This window comes from Microbacterium faecale, from assembly GCF_014640975.1.
GTDB lineage: Bacteria > Actinomycetota > Actinomycetes > Actinomycetales > Microbacteriaceae > Microbacterium > Microbacterium faecale.
This window is the reverse complement of the sequence record NZ_BMHO01000001.1, coordinates 1,007,508-1,029,025: the sequence shown is the minus strand read 5'-3', so window position 1 is coordinate 1,029,025 and position 21,518 is coordinate 1,007,508. Positions and strand designations below refer to the sequence as shown.

16 protein-coding genes are annotated in these 21,518 nt (G+C 68.2%); 7 read left to right on the top strand and 9 right to left on the bottom strand.

Annotation, left to right across the window (positions count from 1 at the left end):
- Nucleotides 1-81: 81 nt before the first annotated feature.
- Nucleotides 82-552, bottom strand: coding sequence for a 30S ribosomal protein S7 (gene rpsG / locus IEW87_RS04670; RefSeq protein ID WP_188711118.1), 471 nt, complete (start codon nucleotides 550-552; stop codon nucleotides 82-84).
- Nucleotides 553-557: 5 nt separating this feature from the next.
- Nucleotides 558-926, bottom strand: a complete 369-nt coding sequence (gene rpsL / locus IEW87_RS04665; RefSeq protein ID WP_188711117.1) for a 30S ribosomal protein S12 — start codon at nucleotides 924-926, stop codon at nucleotides 558-560.
- A 238-nt stretch (nucleotides 927-1,164) separates the two neighbouring features.
- Between rpsL and IEW87_RS04660 the strand changes: the two genes are divergently transcribed.
- On the top strand, nucleotides 1,165-1,818 hold the full coding sequence (locus IEW87_RS04660) for a spermidine/putrescine ABC transporter substrate-binding protein (protein WP_188711116.1): 654 nt from the start codon (nucleotides 1,165-1,167) through the stop codon (nucleotides 1,816-1,818).
- 55 nt (nucleotides 1,819-1,873) lie between these two features.
- Here the strand turns inward: IEW87_RS04660 and IEW87_RS04655 are convergent, their stop codons facing one another.
- The 5 genes from IEW87_RS04655 to rpoB form a co-directional block, all read right to left on the bottom strand.
- Nucleotides 1,874-2,338 carry a DUF6121 family protein gene (locus tag IEW87_RS04655; RefSeq protein ID WP_188711115.1) on the bottom strand — a complete coding sequence of 155 codons (465 nt, stop codon included), beginning with the start codon at nucleotides 2,336-2,338 and terminating at the stop codon, nucleotides 1,874-1,876.
- 75 nt (nucleotides 2,339-2,413) lie between these two features.
- On the bottom strand, nucleotides 2,414-3,643 hold the full coding sequence (locus IEW87_RS04650; RefSeq protein WP_188711114.1) for a hypothetical protein: 1,230 nt from the start codon (nucleotides 3,641-3,643) through the stop codon (nucleotides 2,414-2,416).
- A 119-nt stretch (nucleotides 3,644-3,762) separates the two neighbouring features.
- Nucleotides 3,763-3,936 (bottom strand): hypothetical protein, encoded by a 174-nt coding sequence (locus tag IEW87_RS04645; RefSeq protein WP_188711113.1) that lies wholly within the window; start codon nucleotides 3,934-3,936, stop codon nucleotides 3,763-3,765.
- A gap of 270 nt (nucleotides 3,937-4,206) precedes the next feature.
- On the bottom strand, nucleotides 4,207-8,082 hold the full coding sequence (locus tag IEW87_RS04640) for a DNA-directed RNA polymerase subunit beta' (RefSeq protein WP_188711112.1): 3,876 nt from the start codon (nucleotides 8,080-8,082) through the stop codon (nucleotides 4,207-4,209).
- Nucleotides 8,083-8,123: 41 nt separating this feature from the next.
- Entirely contained in the window at nucleotides 8,124-11,618 is a 3,495-nt protein-coding gene (gene rpoB, locus IEW87_RS04635; protein WP_188711111.1) for a DNA-directed RNA polymerase subunit beta, read from the bottom strand.
- A gap of 279 nt (nucleotides 11,619-11,897) precedes the next feature.
- Here rpoB and IEW87_RS04630 point away from each other — a divergent pair, with 279 nt between their 5' ends.
- From IEW87_RS04630 to IEW87_RS04615, 4 genes are all read left to right on the top strand, one after another.
- On the top strand, nucleotides 11,898-12,839 hold the full coding sequence (locus tag IEW87_RS04630; protein WP_188711110.1) for a hypothetical protein: 942 nt from the start codon (nucleotides 11,898-11,900) through the stop codon (nucleotides 12,837-12,839).
- 233 nt (nucleotides 12,840-13,072) lie between these two features.
- Nucleotides 13,073-13,933 carry a spermidine synthase gene (locus tag IEW87_RS04625; protein ID WP_188711109.1) on the top strand — a complete coding sequence of 287 codons (861 nt, stop codon included), beginning with the start codon at nucleotides 13,073-13,075 and terminating at the stop codon, nucleotides 13,931-13,933.
- Between the two features lie 30 nt (nucleotides 13,934-13,963).
- Nucleotides 13,964-14,536, top strand: coding sequence for a hypothetical protein (locus IEW87_RS04620; protein ID WP_308420913.1), 573 nt, complete (start codon nucleotides 13,964-13,966; stop codon nucleotides 14,534-14,536).
- 280 nt (nucleotides 14,537-14,816) lie between these two features.
- Entirely contained in the window at nucleotides 14,817-15,305 is a 489-nt protein-coding gene (locus tag IEW87_RS04615) for a SprT-like domain-containing protein (protein ID WP_188711108.1), read from the top strand.
- A gap of 194 nt (nucleotides 15,306-15,499) precedes the next feature.
- Here IEW87_RS04615 and IEW87_RS04610 read toward each other — a convergent pair whose 3' ends face one another.
- Nucleotides 15,500-16,036 carry a 2-phosphosulfolactate phosphatase gene (locus IEW87_RS04610; protein WP_188711107.1) on the bottom strand — a complete coding sequence of 179 codons (537 nt, stop codon included), beginning with the start codon at nucleotides 16,034-16,036 and terminating at the stop codon, nucleotides 15,500-15,502.
- Between the two features lie 108 nt (nucleotides 16,037-16,144).
- Between IEW87_RS04610 and IEW87_RS04605 the strand changes: the two genes are divergently transcribed.
- Together IEW87_RS04605 and IEW87_RS04600 are read left to right on the top strand one after the other, a co-directional pair.
- Nucleotides 16,145-16,690: a GNAT family N-acetyltransferase gene (locus IEW87_RS04605; protein ID WP_188711106.1), complete on the top strand. Its 546-nt coding sequence runs from the start codon at nucleotides 16,145-16,147 to the stop codon at nucleotides 16,688-16,690.
- Between the two features lie 52 nt (nucleotides 16,691-16,742).
- The gene (locus IEW87_RS04600; protein WP_188711105.1) at nucleotides 16,743-17,786 is read left to right on the top strand and encodes a threonine aldolase family protein; all 1,044 of its coding nucleotides are present in this window, start codon (nucleotides 16,743-16,745) and stop codon (nucleotides 17,784-17,786) included.
- A 175-nt stretch (nucleotides 17,787-17,961) separates the two neighbouring features.
- On the opposite strand, the gene IEW87_RS04595 is transcribed toward IEW87_RS04600, so the two are convergent.
- Entirely contained in the window at nucleotides 17,962-21,462 is a 3,501-nt protein-coding gene (locus tag IEW87_RS04595) for a bifunctional proline dehydrogenase/L-glutamate gamma-semialdehyde dehydrogenase (RefSeq protein WP_188711104.1), read from the bottom strand.
- Nucleotides 21,463-21,518 lie beyond the last annotated feature (56 nt).

Genomic DNA, 21,518 nt, shown 5'->3' with positions numbered 1-21,518 from the left:
TGAGAGATCAGATGAAACAGGAACGTCGGCTCCGGATCGCCCCGGGGACGGATCCGGAGCCGACGTCTGGCGCTGTGGTGATTACCAGCGGTAGTGCGCGAAGGCTCGGTTGGACTCCGCCATCTTGTGCGTGTCCTCGCGGCGCTTCACCGCGGCACCCAGGCCGTTGGAAGCGTCGAGGATCTCGTTCATGAGACGCTCGGTCATCGTCTTCTCGCGACGACCCTTCGCGTAGCTCACGAGCCAGCGGAGGGCGAGCGTGTTGGCACGGTGAGGCTTGACCTCGACCGGAACCTGGTACGTCGACCCACCGACGCGGCGGCTGCGAACCTCAAGCGTGGGACGCACGTTGTCGAGCGCCTTCTTGAGCGTGGCGACCGCGTCGCCGTCCGACTTGGCGTCGACACCGGCGAGTGCACCGTAGACGATGTTCTCGGCGAGTGCCTTCTTGCCGTGGACGAGGATCTTGTTCACGAGCTGCGTGACAACGGGGGCGCCGTATACCGGGTCGTTGACGACGGGGCGCTTGGGTGCGGGACCCTTACGAGGCATCTAACTCAACCCTTCTTTGCGCCGTAGACGCTGCGCGCCTGCTTGCGGTTCTTGACGGCCTGCGTGTCGAGCGCGCCACGGACGATGCGGTAACGCACACCCGGGAGGTCCTTGACACGACCGCCGCGCACGAGCACCAGCGAGTGCTCCTGCAGGTTGTGTCCCTCGCCGGGGATGTAGGCCGTCACCTCGGTGCCGTTGCGGAGCTTCACACGAGCGACCTTGCGCATCGCCGAGTTCGGCTTCTTCGGGGTGGTGGTGTACACACGGGTGCACACGCCGGCCTGCTGCGGGTTCGCCTTCAGAGCCGGCGAGTTCGAGGTCTTCTTCCTCGTCTGGCGGCCCTTGCGAACCAACTGCTGAATAGTTGGCACGTCTCTCCTTGATTCAAATGCTGCACGGTGACAGCAGTGCGTGATGTTTCACGTCGGACCCACCCATGCGAACGAACGCTCACATGTACTGCGATGGGTATGCCGTGGGGGTGGACCTGTTCGCAGGCCTGAACCCTTATGTGTTCGCGCGCACGCGAAAACGCATGTACGCAGACTGACCCATCATACGCGTGCGACACGCCGCCCGCAAACGCCTGCGTGTCACTACCCTGAGTGTATGGAGCGCTCACTGGAGACCCGGGTGAGCCAGGCCGTCGATGCCTGGCTGCGTTGGCTGCCCCGCTGGGAGCCGGCCACGCACCGCGGGCGCCGCTCCCCGTGCTCGCGCTGCTTCGGATCCCCGGTGCTCACCGCCGCGGGAATCGACACCGACACGCCGCACGGCGTGCAGCACGGCCTCTCGACGCGCATCAAGACGATCGTCGACCAGCGTGTCGCGACGTACACAGCCAACAACCTGCCGCTGCTGCAGTCGGAGCTCGATCAGCAGGCGGCGCGCAACAACGCGCGCAGTTACCGGCCGCGCGAGGATCTCGGGCCCGAGTTCGACGGCCTCCCGCTGGATCCCGAGCCCGAGCCCGGCGCGCCCTTCCTCTTCACGATCGCCGACTTCGAGGCCGAGGCCGCTCAGGAGACCCCTCCCCTGCCGCCGCTCTCGGAGGAGGCGAAGCAGTCGCTGCGACGCGAGGTGCACCTCGCCGACGCATTCGCGAACGACGTCGGACGCGAGGTGTGTCGGCTCCTCGAGACGCACCGCCAGCGCGTGCGCGCCGCAGTGAGCGAGTACGTGGATCCGCAGATCGACGCGATGCTCAAGGAGCTCACCAGCTCGCTCGACGCGCCGTTCGACCCACGCGACTTCGGCGCGTAGGGCCTGCTTCACAGTTCGAGCCGTCGCGAGAACGGGGCTGCACGCCGAACCGCCGCTACTCCTCGTCCTCCCACGGCCAGCGTGGACGGTCGGCGCGCGTACGGCGCATCGCGACCGCCGCCCAAGCCGCCATCGCGGCGGTGAGCGCGATGACGGGCGTCACCCATCCGATGAGCACTTCGCCGACCACGCCGATTGCGACGCCGATGTCGCCGGAGTCGATGACCGCCGTCAGCGCGAGCGTGGCGAGATGTGCGAGAGCCGCCCCGATCGCGATGGGGACGACGGACACGTAGCTCGGCCGATCACGCGCGACGGTGCTGCGCACGAGCAGCGCGAACGTCACGAGCGCCACGGCCGCCGCGACGTAGGCGGGGATCAGCCCGACGCCCTGCGTCTCGATCACGTCAGAGTCGGTCAACAGGCTCGCGAAGCCGAGGCCCGCCACGAGCAGCGCCAGGTAGCCGATGCTCGCGAGCGACGTGAGCACGGCATCCGGCAGCTGTTCCCGACTGGTCATGCCTTCATTGTCTCGCCCCGGACGCGATGAGGGCGAAGATCCGCAGATCCTCGCCCTCGTCACCGGTCAGCGCCGTCAGGCGCGCTCGGGACCCTTCGGCCCCTCGGACATGACCTTGTCGTACTCCGCACGCTCCTCTTCGTTCAGCTTGGTGACGCGCGCTCCGCGACGCGACACCCACGAGCCGAACCAGATGGTGACCTCGCGAGCGATGATGAACGCGAGCAGCACCAGCGGGGAGAAGACGAGGTTGCCGAGCAGCGTGACGCCCTCGTCCGAGGTGAGGTTCCAGAACGGCGCCTCGAGGAAGTGGCCCACGATCGCGCCAACGTAGGTCAGCAGCGCGACGATGATGCCGAGCACGACCCACGACCACCAGCGCGCACGGTTCACGAACACGCCGAGCAGCCAGAACGACAGCCAGAACGCCACGACGGTGAACCAGAACGGCGGCGTCAGCAGCACGTCGGTCACGAACGTCGCGGGGTCGGTGGTGCCCTCGCCGACGGCCGCGGTGCCCCAGCCGAGGAACGCCTCCCAGGCGAAGTTCACAACGGCGAACAGCAGCGCGAACACGACAGCTGCCAGGAGACCGATGAGGCCGGCGGCGCCACGGTTGCCGCGCTTACGCGGCGGCTCGGGTGCCTGCACGAAGATCGGACCGGGTGCGGCGGCGGGCGGCGGGGTCGACGTCGCGTGGGGCGTCGCGTCCGGCGCGTCCAGCGTGGCGGGCTGCTGGTGTTGCGGCTCGGAAGCGGAGAACGTCTGCGACGTCGCCGGCTCGAACCAGGGATCCGCGGTTTCGTTCGTCGGCTCGGGCTCGCGCGCGCCAGGAGCGACGGGCGCGGCGGCGGCCGTGTCGGCCTCGAGCCGGTCGAGCTCGGCCGCGAGGGCCTCGTAGTCGGGCTCCTCGTCGGTCGTCTCGGGCGCGGTGACCTCGCCGCGACGGTCGGCGCTCACGGAGCTGTCCGCGGCATCCACACCGGAAGCGCCCTCGGCGCTGAACTCCGTCGTCTGCGGCTCCGGTCCGCTCCGCGTCAGCTCGGGCTCGGCGCCCGGGGCGTCGTACGGCGCGGCGTCGCTCGGCGCCACGTCATCCGCGGATCCGGGCTCCTCCGTCGCGTGCGCGGATTCGGCGGCGGCTTCGTACAGCGGCTCGTCCTCGGTTCCGTTCGCAACCTCGGCCGCGTCGTTCACGGATCCATCGGTCGGCGCCTGCTCTGCGGCAGGCGCGTCGGCGGAGGCGGGAGCGGTGCGGTCGGCCTGCTCATCGCCGTCGTTCTTCGGGCCCTCTGCGTCAGTCATCGCAGGCACTCCTCACGGTCGCGGGGTCTCTCCCCTCCGCCGCAGGATAACGCGCGCAGAGACGCTGGCGCGTGCGCCACGCGCGGCGATCATCGGCTATCCAGTCGTGAGGTTGTCGGCTACCCAGCCGTGAGTGAGCGCAGCCAGTCGAAGAAACCGAAGAAAAGGTCGGAGATCCACTCCCCCACGATCGGCCAGAACGGCCAGGCCGCCCACACGAGCAGCCCCACGACGGCGAGGATCAGGATCGCGCCGACCGCCGTCGCCACCTTGCTGCGCCCACCGATCGCCATGCGGCCAGGCTATGACACCGGCCCTGCGTCCTCGCTTCACGCGAGCGCGCGTCACGTATCTCGGAGATCTCACGAAATGCGGGCGTTTCGCGCGGATCCGCCCGAGATACGTGAGATCTCCGAGTTTCGTGATGCGGGACGAACGCGACGGAGCCCCGTGACCGGTGGTCACGGGGCTCCGAGGCTCAATCAGTTGTGTTCGCGACTTTGTCGCTCGACAACCTCAATTGGTTCGGCCAATCGAGCAAGCTCGCTTGGCTCTCGCCTCAATCAGTTGTACGTACCGGGCGTGAAGTCGTCCGTCGAGAACGCGTCGAAGTCGACGTAGCTGTACTCGCCGTCATCGAGCGCGCCGTCCGACGCGAAGATGCGGTTCGGGTACCGCTCGCTCTTCGCCTCTTCGGTCGCTTCCACCTCGACGTCGCGGTACTTGGCAAGGCCCGTACCGGCCGGGATGAGCTTTCCGATGATGACGTTCTCCTTGAGACCGATCAGCGGGTCGCGCTTGCCCTGGAGCGCCGCCTCCGTGAGGACGCGGGTCGTCTCCTGGAACGATGCAGCCGACAGCCACGACTCCGTCGCGAGCGACGCCTTCGTGATACCCATCAGCTCCGGACGGCCCGAGGCGGGACGCTTGCCCTCGCCGACGGCCGCGCGGTTGACACCCTGGTAGTGGCGCATGTCGACCATCTCACCCGGCAGCAGGTCGGTCTCGCCGTGGTCAACCACGGTGACCTTGCGCAGCATCTGCCGCACGATGACCTCGATGTGCTTGTCGTGAATCGGCACACCCTGCGAGCGGTACACGTCCTGCACGCCGTCGACGAGGTACTTCTGCACCTCGCGAGCGCCCTGCACACGCATGATCTCCTTCGGGTCGAGCGTGCCGACCTGAAGGGCCTGTCCGACCTCGACGTGCTCGCCGTCCTCGACGAGGAGCGTCGCGCGCTTCAGCACGGGGTAGATGTGGGGCTCGTCTCCGTTGTCGGGAGTGACGATGACCTTCTTCCCCTTCTCGCTCTCCTCGATCGTGACGCGACCGGCCGACTCGGAGATCGGCGACGCGCCCTTGGGGGTACGCGCCTCGAAGAGCTCCTGCACGCGGGGCAGACCCTGCGTGATGTCGTCCGCCGATGCCGAACCACCGGTGTGGAACGTACGCATCGTCAGCTGCGTGCCGGGCTCACCGATCGACTGAGCGGCGATGATGCCAACCGCCTCGCCGATGTCGACGAGGTTGCCGGTCGCGAGCGAGCGGCCGTAGCAACGGGCGCAGACACCGACGGCCGAGTCACAGGTGAGCACGGAGCGCACCTTGATCTCGGTGACGCCAGCGGCGACGAGCTTGTCGATCATCGGGTCACCGATGTCCTGGCCGGGCTCCGCGATGACAGTGCCGTCTTCCGCCACGACGTCGACCGCAAGGCTGCGGGCGAACACCGAATTCTCGACGTTGCTGTCCTTGACGAGCGTGCCGTCCTCGCGCTTCTCCGCAATCGGGTAAGCGAGGCCCTTCGACGTGCCACAGTCGTCCTCGCGGATGATGACATCCTGCGAGACGTCGACGAGACGACGCGTGAGGTAACCCGAGTCGGCGGTACGCAGAGCCGTGTCGGCGAGACCCTTACGCGCACCGTGGGTGGCGATGAAGTACTCGGCGACCGTGAGGCCCTCACGGAACGACGACAGGATCGGGCGGGGGATGATCTCGCCCTTCGGGTTGTTCACGAGACCACGGATCGCAGCGATGTTCCGGATCTGCAGCCAGTTGCCTCGCGCACCCGACGACACCATGCGGTAGATCGGGTTGTCCTCCGGGAAGGACTCCTTCATCTCCTTCTGGAGAACATCGGTCGCCTCCGTCCAGAGCGCGGTGAGCTCCTGACGACGCTCGTCGTCAGTCGTGAGGCCCTTCTCGTACTGGGCGGTGATCTTCGCGACCTTCTTCTCGTACTCCGCGATGATCTCCGGCTTGCGCTCGGGCGTGATGATGTCACTGACCGCGACCGTCACACCGGAACGCGTGGCCCAGTAGTAACCGGCGTCCTTGATGTTGTCGAGCGTCTCGGCGGTGACCGTCTTCGGGTACTCCTCCGCGAGCTTGTTCACGATCTGCGAGAGCTTGCCCTTGTCGGCCTGCTCACGCACGAACGGGTAGCCCTTCGGCAGCTGACCGTTGAAGATCATCTGACCGAGCGAGGCGTCGACGAGACCGTGCGTGTCGTAGCCCTCCGGAGAGTCGCCCTCGAGGAACGCGAGGCCCGGCTGGAAGATGCGCGCACGCGCCTGGAGGTGCAGCGTGCCTTCCTCGAACGCCATCTGCGCCTCTTCGACGGAGCCGAACACGCGACCCTCGCCCTCGACATCCTCGAGCACCGTCGTCAGGTGGTGCAGACCGATGATCATGTCCTGCGAAGGCAGGGTCACCGGGCGGCCGTCCGACGGCTTGAGGATGTTGTTCGACGCGAGCATCAGCACGCGAGCCTCGGCCTGCGCCTCCACCGACAGGGGAAGGTGCACGGCCATCTGGTCGCCGTCGAAGTCGGCGTTGAACGCCGCGCAGACGAGCGGGTGCAGCTGGATCGCCTTGCCCTCGACGAGCTGCGGCTCGAACGCCTGGATACCGAGACGGTGCAGCGTCGGCGCACGGTTCAGCAGAACCGGACGCTCGCGGATCGCCTCGTCGAGCACGTCCCAGACCTCGGGACGTGCGCGCTCCACGGCGCGCTTGGCGGCCTTGATGTTCTGCGAGTGACCGAGGTCGATCAGGCGCTTGATGACGAACGGCTTGAACAGCTCCAGCGCCATCTGCTTGGGCAGACCGCACTGGTGCAGCTTCAGCTGCGGGCCGACCACGATGACCGAACGGCCCGAGTAGTCGACACGCTTGCCGAGCAGGTTCTGACGGAAACGTCCCTGCTTGCCCTTGAGCATGTCACTCAGCGACTTCAGCGCACGGTTGCCGGTGCCCGTGACGGGGCGACCGCGGCGGCCGTTGTCGAACAGTGCGTCGACGGCCTCCTGCAGCATGCGCTTCTCGTTGTTCACGATGATCTCGGGAGCCCCGAGGTCGATGAGGCGACGCAGACGGTTGTTGCGGTTGATCACGCGGCGGTAGAGGTCGTTCAGGTCGCTCGTCGCGAAGCGGCCACCGTCGAGCTGCACCATCGGGCGCAGCTCCGGCGGGATCACGGGAACGACGTCGAGGACCATCGCGGCCGGGCTCATGCCCGTCGTGAGGAACGAGTTGACGACCTTGAGGCGCTTGATCGCGCGGATCTTGCGCTGGCCCTTGCCCTCGGCGATCTGCGTACGCAGCGACTCGGCCTCGCCGGCCAGGTCGAACTCCGCGAGACGCACCTGCAGCGACTCGGCGCCCATGCGGGCGTCGAAGTACTGGCCGAAGCGGTCCTGCAGCTCCTGGAAGACGTCGTCCTCCGGCTTGAGCTGACCGACCTCGAGCGTGCGGAACTCCTCCCACATGCGCTCGAGCTTGGCGACCTGCTCGTCCGCACGCTTGCGGATCGTCGCCATCTCCTTCTCGGCGGCGTCCTTCGTCTTGCGCTTCTGGTCGGCCTTCGCGCCTTCCTCTTCGAGGGTGGCGAGCTCCTCCTCCAGCTTCTGGAGGCGGTCGGCGACGCGGGCGTCACGACGGTCGGACAGCGCCTTGATCTCGAGGCGCAGGTTGTTCTCGTGCGTCGGCAGGTCGCGGTGGCGCGCGTCCTCGTCGACCGAGATCACCATGTAGGCGGCGAAGTAGATGACCTTCTCGAGGTCCTTCGGCGCCATGTCGAGCAGGTATCCGAGGCGCGACGGAACGCCCTTGAAGTACCAGATGTGCGTGACGGGAGCAGCGAGCTCGAGGTGGCCCATGCGCTCACGGCGCACGGAGCTCTTGGTGACCTCGACACCGCAGCGCTCGCACACGATGCCCTTGAAGCGCACGCGCTTGTACTTACCGCACGCGCACTCCCAGTCGCGGCTCGGTCCGAAGATCTGCTCTCCGAACAGGCCGTCCTTCTCGGGCTTCAGGGTGCGGTAGTTGATCGTCTCGGGCTTCTTGACCTCGCCATAGGACCAGCGACGGATGTCGTCCGCGGTGGCCAGACCGATACGAAGCTCATCGAAAGTGGTTGCGTCGAGCAATTGACTCTCCTGTGTGGAAATCTAGAAATCGGCCGGGCGGATCAAATCTCGTCGATCGAGGCGGACTCGAATCGCGACGAGATGTTGATACCGAGCTCCTCCGCCGCGCGGAAGGCCTCGTCGTCGGTGTCCTTCAGGCTGACGGGCTCGCCGCCCGCTCCCAGGACCTCGACGTTCAGGCAGAGCGACTGCATCTCCTTCATGAGCACCTTGAAGGACTCGGGGATGCCAGGCTCCGGGATGTTCTCGCCCTTGACGATCGACTCGTAGACCTTGACGCGGCCCAGAATGTCGTCGGACTTGACCGTAAGCAGCTCCTGCAGGGCGTAGGCGGCGCCATAGGCCTCGAGGGCCCAGACCTCCATCTCGCCGAAGCGCTGACCACCGAACTGCGCCTTACCACCGAGCGGCTGCTGGGTGATCATCGAGTACGGTCCGGTCGAACGCGCGTGGATCTTGTCGTCGACCAGGTGGTGCAGCTTCAGGATGTACATGTATCCGACCGCGATCGGGTACGGGTACGGCTCTCCGGTGCGTCCGTCAATGAGGCGGGCCTTGCCCGTGCCGTCCACGAGGCGCTCACCGCTCTCCGCCGGCAGCGTCGAGTCGAGAAGTCCGCGGACCTCTTCCTCTTCGGCACCGTCGAACACGGGGGTCGCCACCGAGGTGCCGGCCGGAACATCGCGGAACTCCTCCGGAAGGTGCATCGCCCACTCGGGCGTGCCCTCGATCTTCCAGCCCTGCATCGCGATCCAGCCGAGGTGCAGCTCGAGCACCTGGCCGAAGTTCATGCGGCCGGGGATACCCATCGGGTTGAGGATGACGTCGAGCGGCGTGCCGTCCTCGAGGAAGGGCATGTCCTCCTCGGGCAGGATCCGGGCGATGACGCCCTTGTTGCCGTGACGGCCGGCGAGCTTGTCGCCCTCCGTGATCTTGCGCTTCTGAGCGATGTAGACCACGACGCGACGGTTGACGCCCGAGCCGAGCTCGTCGTCACCCTCTTCCGCGTCGAACTCCTTGACCGCGATGACGGTTCCCTGCTCACCGTGCGGGACCTTCAGCGACGTGTCGCGCACCTCGCGGCTCTTCTCGTTGAAGATCGCGCGGAGCAGTCGCTCCTCGGCGCTGAGCTCGGTCTCGCCCTTCGGCGTGACCTTGCCGACGAGGATGTCGCCGGGGCGAACCTCGGCACCGATGCGGATGACGCCGCGCTCGTCGAGGTCCTTCAGCAGCTCCGGGCTGACGTTCGGGAGGTCACGGGTGATCTCTTCCTTGCCGAGCTTCGTGTCGCGCGCATCGATCTCATACTCCTCGATGTGGATCGACGTGAGTGAGTCGTCCTTCACGAGTCGCTGGTTGAGGATGATCGCGTCCTCGAAGTTGTACCCCTCCCACGGCATGAAGCCGACGAGGAGGTTCTTCCCGAGCGCGAGCTCACCGTGGTCGGTCGACGGACCATCGGCGATGATCTCGCCGATCTCGATCCGGTCGCCCGTCTTCACCGCGGTCTGCTGGTTGTAGGTGTTGCCCTGGTTCGAGCGGTCGAACTTGCGCAGGAAGTGCTCCTGCGTGCCACCTTCGTCGAGCTGCAGCGAGACGTAGTCGGCGGTCACGTCGGTGACGACGCCGGGCTTGTCTGCGATGAGGGAGTCACCCGAGTCGATCGCGGCGAAGCGCTCCATGCCCGTACCGACGATCGGCGCCTCGGGCTCGAGGAGCGGCACCGCCTGACGCTGCATGTTTGCGCCCATGAGCGCGCGGTTCGCGTCGTCGTGCTCGAGGAACGGAATCAGGGCAGTACCCACCGACACCATCTGGCGCGGCGAGACGTCCATGTAGTGCACGTCCTCCGAGGGGATCAGGTCGACCTCGTCGCCGTGCTCGCGGGCCAGCACGCGGTCGTCGACGAAGGATCCGTCGTCGTTCAGGCGCGTGTTGGCCGGGGCGACGTTGAAGGCCGCCTCTTCCGCGGCCGACAGGTAGTCGATCTGATCGCTGACCTTGCCGTCGACAACGCGACGGTAGGGCGTCTCGATGAAGCCGAAGGTGTTGATCCGGCCGTAGGTCGCGAGGCGGCCGATGAGGCCGATGTTCGGGCCTTCCGGCGTCTCGATCGGGCACATGCGGCCGTAGTGCGACGGGTGAACGTCGCGGACCTCGACACCCGCACGCTCGCGCGAGAGACCGCCCGGACCGAGCGCCGACAGCGTGCGCTTGTGGGTGATGCCCGCGAGCGGGTTGTTCTGGTCCATGAACTGCGACAGCTGGCTCGTGCCGAAGAACTCCTTGATCGCTGCCACGACGGGGCGCACGTTGATCAGGGTCTGCGGCGTGATCGCCTCGATGTCCTGCGTCGTCATGCGCTCGCGCACGACGCGCTCCATCCGGCTCAGGCCCGTGCGGACCTGGTTCTGGATGAGCTCGCCGACGGCGCGGATGCGGCGGTTGCCGAAGTTGTCGATGTCGTCGACGACGATCGGCTTGTCGACGATCTCGCCGCCCTTGCCGACGCCCTCGAACGTCTCGTCGCCGCGGTGCAGGCGCACCATGTACTTGATCGTCTGCACGATGTCGTCGATCGTCAGCACCGTGTCGGTGAGCGGACGGTCGAGGCCGAGCTTCTGGTTCAGCTTGAAGCGGCCGACCTTCGCGAGGTCATAGCGCTTCGAGTTGAAGTAGAAGTTGTCGAGCAGCGAGCGCGCGGCCTCAGCGGCAACCTGCTCGCCCGGACGCAGCTTGCGGTAGATGTCGCGCAGCGCGTCTTCCTGGGTGAGGACGGTGTCCTTCGCGAGGGTGTCCTCGATCGAGACGATGCCTTCGAACTCCTCGAGGATCTGCTCGCTCGTCATGCCGAGCGCCTTGAGGAAGACCGTGACGGACTGCTTGCGCTTGCGGTCGATGCGGACGCCGACCTGGTCGCGCTTGTCGATCTCGAACTCGAGCCATGCGCCGCGGCTCGGAATGACGCGCGCCGAGACGACGTCCTTGTCGGAGGTCTTGTCGGGCGTCTTGTCGAAGTAGACACCGGGCGAACGGACGAGCTGCGACACGACGACACGCTCGGTGCCGTTGATGATGAACGTGCCCTCGCGCGTCTGAAGCGGGAAGTCGCCCATGAACACCGTCTGGGTCTTGATCTCACCCGTCTGGTGGTTCATGAACTCGGCCTCGACGTAGAGCGGGGCCGCGAACGTCTTACCGCGGTCCTTGCACTCTTCGATCGAGTACTTCTCGGGCTCGAGGTACGGGTTCGTGAACGACAGCTGCATTGTCTCGCCGAGGTCTTCGATTGGAGAGATCTCCTCGAAGATCTCCTCGAGACCACTGTGCTCCGAGACATCGGAACGGCCGCTGGCCTTCCGGTCAGCGACCTGAGCCTTCCAGTCGTCGTTGCCGACGAGCCAGTCGAACGAGTCCTTCTGCAGCGCGAGGAGGTCTGGGACCGTCAGCGCGTCAGTGACTTTTCCGAACGACAGACGCCGAGCGTCGCGTCCGTTCTTGGTGGTGGGGTTGGATGCGTTGCGCGAAGCAGCCAAGGGAATGAACCTCCGTGGACCCACTCAGGGCCCTAGAATCCTTGCCGACAGGGTGTGAGGCGCGCCCATATGCCTCGTTCGCATCGACCCGCGCCGCAATCTGCGGGGATCCCACGAGAGTTTCCTGCCAACCACCATATGAAGGCACGGAAGAGCCAATGAGCGCAACTGTCGACTCTACCCGGAGAGACACGCGATGTCTACCCCGGTAGTTGACTCACATTTTCCTCTCGGGTATAACCCCGGCGCGCAACCCTCGTGTCCCATACGCTGGGTGACATGAATCGTTGGCCCTGGCACCCGTCGAGCGAGAAAGCCTGGCCCGCATCGGGCACGACCCTGAAGACCGGCCTCGCCCAGCTGCTGTCGCGGCTCGAGGCGTCGGGCGTGAAGGTGGAGTGGAACGACTCCCCCGGCATGCGCGTGAGCTCGTCGGCGTTCACGAGCCGATCGCACGTCGAGCAGCTCACCGCGGATCTGACCGGGGCCGAGATCTCAATCGACGGCTCGCGCCTCGCACACGACGACGGCGCGTGGATCCCGGATCCGTCGCGCGACGAGGTCGTCTCGCGCACGCCGGGCAGCATCGGTGAGCTGCGCCTGCGCGCGGATCCCGTGACCGTCGAGGGCGTGGAGATGCGCGCGGAGGTCGCCGTTACGCACGCTCCGATCGAATGGATCCTCGTGCGCCGGAACGGCCGGCTTCTCGGCACGTTCGGCGAGGGGCGGGACGACGAGAAGCGCACCCGCGGATCCTTCCGGTTCTCGATGGCGCAGGAGGACATCGCGGCACTCGCCCTCTCGCTCGCGCAGTCGCGCATGCGCGACGCGACGCGGTGGACGGCGTCAGCCAAGGACCTCAAGCTCGCGGTGAAGCCGCAGGGAGAGAACCGCTTCGTCGTGACGGTCGGGGGCGCCGCGAAGGTGTTCTTCGTGCCGATGTCGGCGCGTATCGGGTTCGACGTGTCGGTGTCGGAGGCCGGCGAGGTCACGGTGCATCGGGCGACGGCCGCGAGCAAGAGCTTCCTCACCAAGCTCCTCCTCCTGCCGCTGCGCCCCCAGCTGCGCGAGATGGCGGGCACGGCGTTCCAGTTCGGATCCTCGTCGCTCGAGGTGTCGGGTCTGAAAATCGACGCCGAGGGGGGCCGGCTCTCGGTGCGTGGCGACCTCCGCGCGCGGGGCAACAGCGACGACGCCACGTTCGGCACCCGCGCGCGGTAGCCGTTCGTCCCCCGGGAGCGGAGGTTTTCGGACGCGCCCGGACACCGGCTTGCTGGCCCTGACACGTGCGGGCGCCAAGTCCGCATGTCTCCGACGGGTCCGCAAGTCTCCGACAAGTCCGTTGCGATTCACGCCGGACTTGTCGGAGACTTGCGGACTCGCGGGAGGGCGACCGGCGAGCGCGATGCGCCACAGAGGCTCGAGTGAGGCGCAACATCCGAGAGAATGGCCACGTGGGACGGCAACGAAAGAAGGACATCGCGTTTCCGCAGGCGCGGCTCGACGGCGGCGGCATCGCCGAGATCCGCCCCTCGGAGTTCGACGACGGCTTCGAGGTCGTCGTCGACGGCACGCCGCAGTCGCACGTCGACCTCGCAGATCCGAGCCACCTCTCGTTCGAGTACGTTGCGCGGATGGGCGCGGTCATCGATCAACTGCCGGAAGGTCCGATCAGCGCGGTCCACCTCGGTGCGGGCGGCCTGACGCTCCCTCGTTTCATCGCGCACACGCGTCCCGGCTCCAGCCAGCAGGTCGTCGAACTGCACCAGCCGCTCGTCGATCTCGTGCGCGAGCACCTGCCGCTGCCGCGCGACGCACGGATCCGGGTGCGCTTCGGCGATGCGCGTGCCGGCCTGTCGCGCATGCCTCCCGCGCTCGTCGGATCCGCCGATCTCGTCGTGAGCGACGTGTATTCGGGCGCGCAGACACCCGCTCACCTCACGACCGTCGAGTTCTACACCGAGGCAGCCACGCTGCTCGCGCCGCATGGGATCCTGCTCGTCAATGTCGCCGACGGATCCGGGCTCGCCTTCGCGCGCCGGCAGGCCGCGACGATCCGGGAGGCTCTGCCGCACCTCGCGATCCTCGCGGAGGTGCAGGTACTCAAGGGGCGCCGCTTCGGCAATCTCGTGTTCGCCGCCTCGGCGGATCCGCTGCCGACCGATTGGCTGCCGCGGCTGATGGCGGCCGGCCCGCACCCGGCGAAGGTGGCCGAGGGAGCCGAAGTGGACCGCTTCGTCGCCGGCGCCCTCCCCGCGACCGATGCCGACGCCACCGCCTCTCCGAAACCCTCGCTGTCGCTGTTCGAACGGTGATCCTCCGCGCGCCGAGGCTGTTATCAGGCCGTGACCAGGCAGGATGGAAGTCTGCATCGCAAGAAGCGGGAGAAGGGATTCGGCGTGGGCTTGATTCGGGGTTACGACACGGAGACCCTCCAGGAGATCGTCGATCGGACCGAGGCGTACGAGCGCCTGGCCGAGGTGCGCAGTCAGCGCAGCTTTCCCGCGCAGCTCGAGCAGGTCTGGCTGCTGAAGGTGCTCGGTGAGATGGCCGAGGCCCTCGACATCTCCGAGCACACCGTGCGCCTCGCGCGCATGTCGGGCACCCGCAAGGATCTGCTGCACGCGAGAATCCTGCACGCGTCGGTGAACCAGCTGCGCGGCGCGTACACGAGCGCCGAGACCGAGCTGACGACGTGCATCGAAGAGGCCGAGGGGCAGGGGTGGCCGCGGATCGCGGCGCTCGCCTACTCGCACCGCGGCAAGACCCGATACGACGCGGGCGACTACAACGGGGCGCGCGCGGACTTCAAACGCGAGCTCTTCATGCGTCAGGAGCTCGGCGCCGATGACACGCAGCTCGAGCAGGCGATGAGCTTCATCGAGGCGGCCGAGCGCCGCCGCTCCGCGATCGCCTGAGCGGGGGGTCGTTCTCGGGGCGGTTCTCGGGCTGTTGGCGCGGTCGAGCTGGCCGTGCCGCGGTCGATCGGGGGTGCTGCCGCGGTCGAGCTGGCCGTGCCGCGGTCGATCGGGGATGCGGGCGTGGCCGAGCAGGAGATGCCGAGGTCGATCGGGGGTGCGGCCGTGGCCGAGTGGGACGCGCCGTGGTCGAGCGCGCGGTGCCGTGCGAGTCGCGCCGCTACTGGCCGACGAGCGTGGCGCGAGGATTCGTGTCGGAGGATCGCCGTAGCCTGGAGCCGTGGCTGATCTGGATCGTGTGACTGTGTGGGCGAACGCGCTCATCCGCATGCACCTCGATCCGTCGTGGACGTTCGCGTTCGACAACGCCAAGCGACGCGCCGGGCTGTGCGACTTCACGCGGAAGCGGATCTCGGTCTCGCGCTATCTCGCCGCGCGGTTCTCCGACGACGACATCCACCAGACGCTGCTGCACGAGGTCGCGCACGCGCTGGCTGGTCCGGCTGCCGGTCATTCCGCGAAGTGGAAGCGCATCTCGCGCGAGCTCGGATACGTGGGCGGCACGACCCACAGCCTCGAGACGGCGACGGAGCTCGCGCCGTGGATTGGCGTATGCCCCAACGGGCATACCGTCTACCGCCACCGCCGGCCGTCGCGCGCGTCGTCATGTGTGAAGTGCGCGCGCGGATTCGACGCGCGCTTCGCGTTCCGGTGGCAACGGCGGGAGATCACCCGCGCCGATCGGCTCGCCGCCCAGCGCCCGCGGTAGGTCGAACGCATCGGCGACGCCGCGGCCAGGCCGGGGTGCGCCGAACGTCTGGGCGGTCGGCCGCTTCGCCGACCATCTCGAAATCCGCCCAGATCGGGCACATACGCGCGATTTCTCGAGATGCTCGCCGAATTTCCCGATGGACGGCAAGGTCCCGGGCCGCCGCAGCCCGCGCGTTTCGCGGTTCCGCGTCGTCAGTCTTCTTCGGCGATGATGACGCGCGTCGGCTCCGCCTCCGCGTCGAGCTCGGCCGCGGTACGCGCGTCGGGTCCCTTGCCCTCGGCTGTGAGCGCGAGACCCGCCGCGCTCGCGGACACGAGGTGCTTGAGCGCGCGGGTCAGGGGCCGGAACCCCTCCGTGGCGACGGCGACATCGGGCGACGAGTGGTCCAGCCCGCGGGCGGACAGCCCGTCGGCGATTGCGCCGGCGGCGAGGTAGTCCTCGACAGCGAACGCGCCGTCGTCGCCGACCAGCACGAGGTTGATGGCGTTGCGCCCGCCCCGTGCGAGGTGCTCGTCGTAGACGGCCTGGGCCGTGGCCGTCGCGTTGCGCAGCGTGCCGAGGAAGACGGTCGGATCGTTCGGCTGCTCCACCGCGTCGGCCGCAAGCTTCTCCGGGGATCCGATCACGTCGATCACGACGATGATCCCTGCGGGCGCCAACCGTGCGAGCCCCTCGGCGCCCCACGCGAGGCGGATCTGGTAGGTGGACTGAGACCGCGGATCCGTCATGCCTCCAGGCTACGCGTCGCCCGGCTTCAGATGCACGCGGCCCGTCATCCGCCGTCAGACACGACCGCCGGGGCGGAGCGTGACGCGCGGTGGTGGCAGAATCGGGCCATGCCGATCCGGATCCGCCGTGCCGAACTGTCCGATGCCGCGGCGATCGCCGACCTGCACGTGCGCACGTGGCAGTCCACCTACCGGGGATTGCTGCCGGATGCCCTCCTCGACGAGCTCGATGTCGCTGCGCGCACCGAGCGGTGGCAGCGGATCCTCGGCGGGGCGAGCGCGACTGTGGGCACCGCCGGCGCAGGCGGGCACGCCGGCATCGAGACCGACACTCCGACGTCCGCGACGGTCGTCGCGGTCGAGGGCGAACGCGTGCTCGGGTTCGCCTCGGCTGGCGCCGCGCGCGACAACGACGCGCCCTGCGCGCGTGAACTGTGGGCGCTGTACGTGGATCCGATCGCGCACGGCGCGGGTGTGGGCGCCGAGCTGCTGCGCACCGCGATTGGCGCGGATCCGGCGTACCTGTGGGTGCTCGAGGGCAACAACCGTGCGATCGCGTTCTACGAGAAGCACGGGTTCCGGCTCGACGGGGGCGTCGAATCCGAGGAGCGCGGCGGCCGCATGCTGCGCGACCTGCGCATGGCGCGCCCCTGACGAGTTCTCGGCGTCGAGCCGTGTGGTCGCCGCCGGCGCATACTCTGGATCCGTGGAACCGCTGCATGACGCCGCCCGCCGTACCTTCGCCTCCGACAATTACGCGGGGGCTCACCCCGAGGTGATCGAGGCGGTGCGCATCGCCAACCTCGGTCACGTGAGCTCGTACGGCGACGATCCCTACACCGCGGAACTGCAGCGGCGATTCGCTGAGTTGCTGGGTGACGAGACCGAGGTGTACCCCGTCTGGAACGGCACCGGCGCCAACGTGCTCGCCCTGCAGAGCATGGTCAGCCGCTGGGGCGGGGTCATCACGCCCGCGCTCGCGCACGTCAACACTGACGAGGGCGGGGCTCCCGAGAAGGTGGGCGGGCTGAAGATCGTGCCGGTCGACGTTCCGGACGCGAAGCTGACACCCGATCTCGTGCGCCGCCATGCCGGATCCCGCGGCGTGCACACGATCGTGCCGGAGGTGGTGTCGATCACGCAGTCGACCGAGATGGGCACGCTCTATTCGGTCGAGGAGATCGGCGAGATCGCCGAGGTCGCGCACGAGTTGGGGCTCGCGGTGCACGTCGACGGTGCGCGCATCGCGAACGCCGTCGCGGCTCTCGGCCGACCGTTGCGCGAGATCCTTTCCGGTGTCGATGTGCTCAGCTTCGGCGGCACGAAGATCGGCGCGATGGGGGCCGAGGCGGTCGTGGTGCTGAACCCGGGCGCGGTGACGGGGATCGACTTTCTGCGCAAGAGCACGATGCAGCTCGCCAGCAAGATGCGGTTCGTGTCGGCGCAGCTCGTCGCGCTGCTCGAAGACGACCTGTGGATCCGCGCGGGCGCGCAGGCGAACGCCATGGCCGCGCGCCTCCGCAAGGACATCGAGGGGCGCGGGATCCCCGGCGTGGGGTTCACGCAGGCCACCGAGGCCAACGGCGTGTTCGCGACGCTGCCGCCCGGCGTCGCCGACCGCCTGCGCGAGCACGTGATGTTCTACGACTGGAACGACGCGACCGGCGAAGTGCGGTGGCTCACCAGCTGGGACACGGAGCCCGCCGACATCGACCGCTTCGTCGGGGCCCTCGACCGCCTCTGCCGCTGACCACCCCATTGGGTCGCCAAAGAATGCAGGTGTCAGGCCCTCGACGCTGCAAACTCTGGCGACCCAATGGGGTTGGCGCGCGGTCTTCACGCGCCACATGGAATGGGTCGCCAAAGAATGCAACGTGGGTGGCCCCACGCGTGCAAACTCTGGCGACCCTTGAAATTGGGCTGGGTCAGTGGGCGACGAGGGATCCGGCGCCGCCGGCGACGACCGGGACCTCGTAGCGGCGCGGGTTGCCGAAGCGGTGCGCCGTGATCGAGACCGCCTGCTCGCGCACGAACGGCAGCATCTCCACGCGCCCCGATCCGGTGACCTCGCCGTCGTAGACGGCGACGTTCGGCTCACCCTCGGTCGCGAGGAAGATCGGCTCCGACGAGCCGCCGACGAGACGGATCCGCGCACCACTCTTCGCGAACGCCGCGGCACGCGTCGCCCAGGCCGCGCCCTCCTCGACGCGGAACGCCACGCCGACGTCCGCGAGATAGTCGCGCACCTCCTGCGCCACGGGCAGGGCCGACGACACATCGATCGGCGCACCGATCCGCACTCCGGCGGCGACCACGCGCACGAGTTCCTCGACGCGAGATCCCTCGTAGCGAATGGTCACCGGCGTCGGCACGTACCGCAGCACGTTCTGCTCGAGCTCGAGGCCCTGCACGTCGCGCGCGACACCGTACTCATCGGCGAAGGCGCGAATGTCACTCGCCAGCGCCCTCTCGAGCCACGCGGGATCCCCCTCCGGCAGGGCCTTCACGGCGCGGCGCGAGGCGGCATCCGCATGTCCGCGCGCGTCCCGCCGCGACGAGGTCTGCGGCGCGTCGGTCCAGGTGCCCAGGCCGAACAGGTAGCTGGGCCCGCCCGCCTTCGTGCCGGGGCCGACCGCCGACTTCTTCCATCCACCGAACGGCTGGCGCTCGACGATCGCGCCCGTGATGACGCGGTTGATGTACGCGTTGCCCGCCTGCACGGATCCGAGCCACTGCTGGATCTCGTCGACGTCGAGGGAGTGCAGACCGCTCGTCAGGCCGTACTCGATGTCGTTGACGATCGAGACCGCCTCCTCGAGCGTCTCGGCCGTCATGATGCCCGTGATCGGCCCGAAGTACTCGGTCAGGTGGAACTCGCTGCCGCGCTCGACGTTCTCGCGGATACCGGGCGACCACAGCGCACCCGAGTCGTCGAGCTGCTGCGGCTCGATCACCCACTTCTGCCCCGGCTCGAGCTTCGTCAGCCCGCGCAGGAGCTTGCCCTCGGCGGGGGCGATGACCGGTCCGATCCGCGCGCCCTCGGCCCACGGATAGCCGACCTCGTAGCCGTCGACGGCGTCGAGCAGCTGGCGACGGAAGCGCTCGCTCTTCGACACGGATCCGACGAGGACCACGAGCGACGCGGCCGAGCACTTCTGCCCGGCGTGCCCGAACGCGGAGTACGCGATGTCCTTCGCCGCGAGGTCGAAGTCGGCGCTCGGCGTGACGATGATGGCGTTCTTGCCGCTCGTCTCGGCGTACAGCGGCAGGTCCTGACGGAACGAGCGGAACAGCTCGGCCGTCTCGTATGCGCCCGTGAGGATCGCCTGGTCGACCCGCTCATCCGCGAGCAGCTGCTCGCCGAGGTCGCGGCCGTCGAGGCGTACGAGGCGCAGCACCTCGCGCGGCACGCCGGCGGCCCAGAGTGCCTCGGCGATGACGGCGCCGGTGCGGGCGGCCTGACGGGCCGGCTTGAAGATCACGGCGGATCCGCTCGCCAGCCCCGCGAGCGCACCGCCAGCCGGGATCGCGGCGGGGAAGTTCCACGGCGGGATGACGGCGGTCACCTTCGCGGGAACGTATTCGGCCCCGTCGACCTCCGCGAGCTTCTCGGCACTGCGAGCGTAGAAGTGGGCGAAGTCGATCGCCTCGCTCACCTCGGGGTCGCCCTGTTCGACGACCTTGCCGCACTCGGATCCCATGACCTCGAGCAGGTCGCCGCGACGCCGCTGCAGCTCGTCACCGGCGCGGTGTAGGATCTCGACGCGCTCGGCGAGCGGGCGCGCTCGCCACTCGTCGGCGGCAGCGAAGGCGCCGGCGATCGTCTCGTCGAGCGCCTCGGGGGACGAGAGCGTCGCCTCCTCGATCGTCGCGTTGCCGAGGTCCGACTCCTGCATGCGTGCGCGGATGTCGGCGGCCCAGTCGCGGTTCGCATCGACCGCCGGATCCGTGTCGGGGGTGTTGCGGAACTCGCCGCGGGGACCGTCGGGCTGCGGCTCGCGGCGATCCATGACGCGGTTCGGCTCCGGCACCTCTGTCGGCATCATGTCGACTGAGGTGAGGAAGCGCTCCCGCTCACGCTGGAACAGCCGCTCGTCGCTGTCGATGTCGAACACCGCCGACATGAAGTTGTCCGAGCTCGCGCCCTCCTCGAGACGGCGAACCAGGTAGGCGATCGCGACATCGAACTCGCTGGGATGCACGACCGGCGTGTAGAGCAGCAGCTCGCCGACGTCGCGACGGACGACGGCCGCCTGCTGGGTCGCCATGCCGAGCAGCATCTCGAACTCGACGCCGGATCCGGGGGCGATCTGGATGCCGCGCCGCTCGGCGAGCAGCTTTGCGAGCGCGACGTCGAAGAGGTTGTGGCCCGCGACGCCGACGTGCACGTTCGCGATGCGCTCGGGGGTGAGCGCGTAGTCGAGCACCTGCTTGTAGCCGGCGTCGGTGTGCTGCTTCGACTGCCAGGTCGCGAGCGGCCAGCCGTGCGTCTCGGCCTCGACCTGCTCCATCGGCAGGTTCGCGCCCTTGACGACGCGCACCTTCACCGCGGATCCGCCGTTTGCGACGCGCGTCGCCGCCCATTCCTGCAGCCGGATCATCGCGGCGAGGCAGTCGGGCAGGTACGCCTGCAGCACGATGCCCGCGCGCGAGCGCTGGAATTCGTCGCGGTCGAGGATCTGCTGGAACACGTCGAGCGTGACGTCGAGATCCTTGTACTCCTCCATGTCGAGGTTGACGAACGTGTCGTTGGCGACCGCGGCGCGGAACACCGGCGCGAGCGCCTCGACGGCCTCGGCGACAGCCTGGTCGTGGGCCCAGAGGCTGTGCGGCACGACGGTCGACGAGACCTTAATCGAGACGTACTCGACGTCGTCGCGCTCGATGAGACGGATCGTGTCGGCGACGCGCTTGTCGGCCTCGCGCTGGCCGAGGATCGCCTCGCCGAGCAGGTTGATGTTGAGTCGCGTGCCCTCGCCGCCGATCTTCTTGAGCGCCGGGCCGAGGCCCTTCTCGCTCGCGTCGACGATGAGGTGGCGCACCATCTCGCGCAACACCTTGCGCGCGATCGGCACGACGATCGGCGGGAACATCGGGGCGACGGCTCCGCCCAGGCGGACGAGACCGCGCAGGGGCGCGGGCAGGAAGCGGGGGACGTCGCGCGAGACGCGCTGGAAGTTGCGCGCGGCGACGTGGAGATCCTCGGGCTGCACGACACCGTCGACGAATCCGACGGCGAAGTCGAGGCCCTTGGGGTCGCTCAGCACGCCGGCGAGGTTCTTGGCTGCCGAATCGACCTTCTCCGCTCGCGCCTCGATCAGCCACGTACGCACCTGTGCGATCGCCTCGTCCGCAAGCGCCCTGTCGAGCCGCGCAGTCACGTCTGGGGCCGAGAACTGCGTCGATCCACCCTGTTCGATGGTCATGAAGGTCACCTCTTCTCCGATGGTGATTCCATCGTGCGCCCGAATAACCGTCAGGT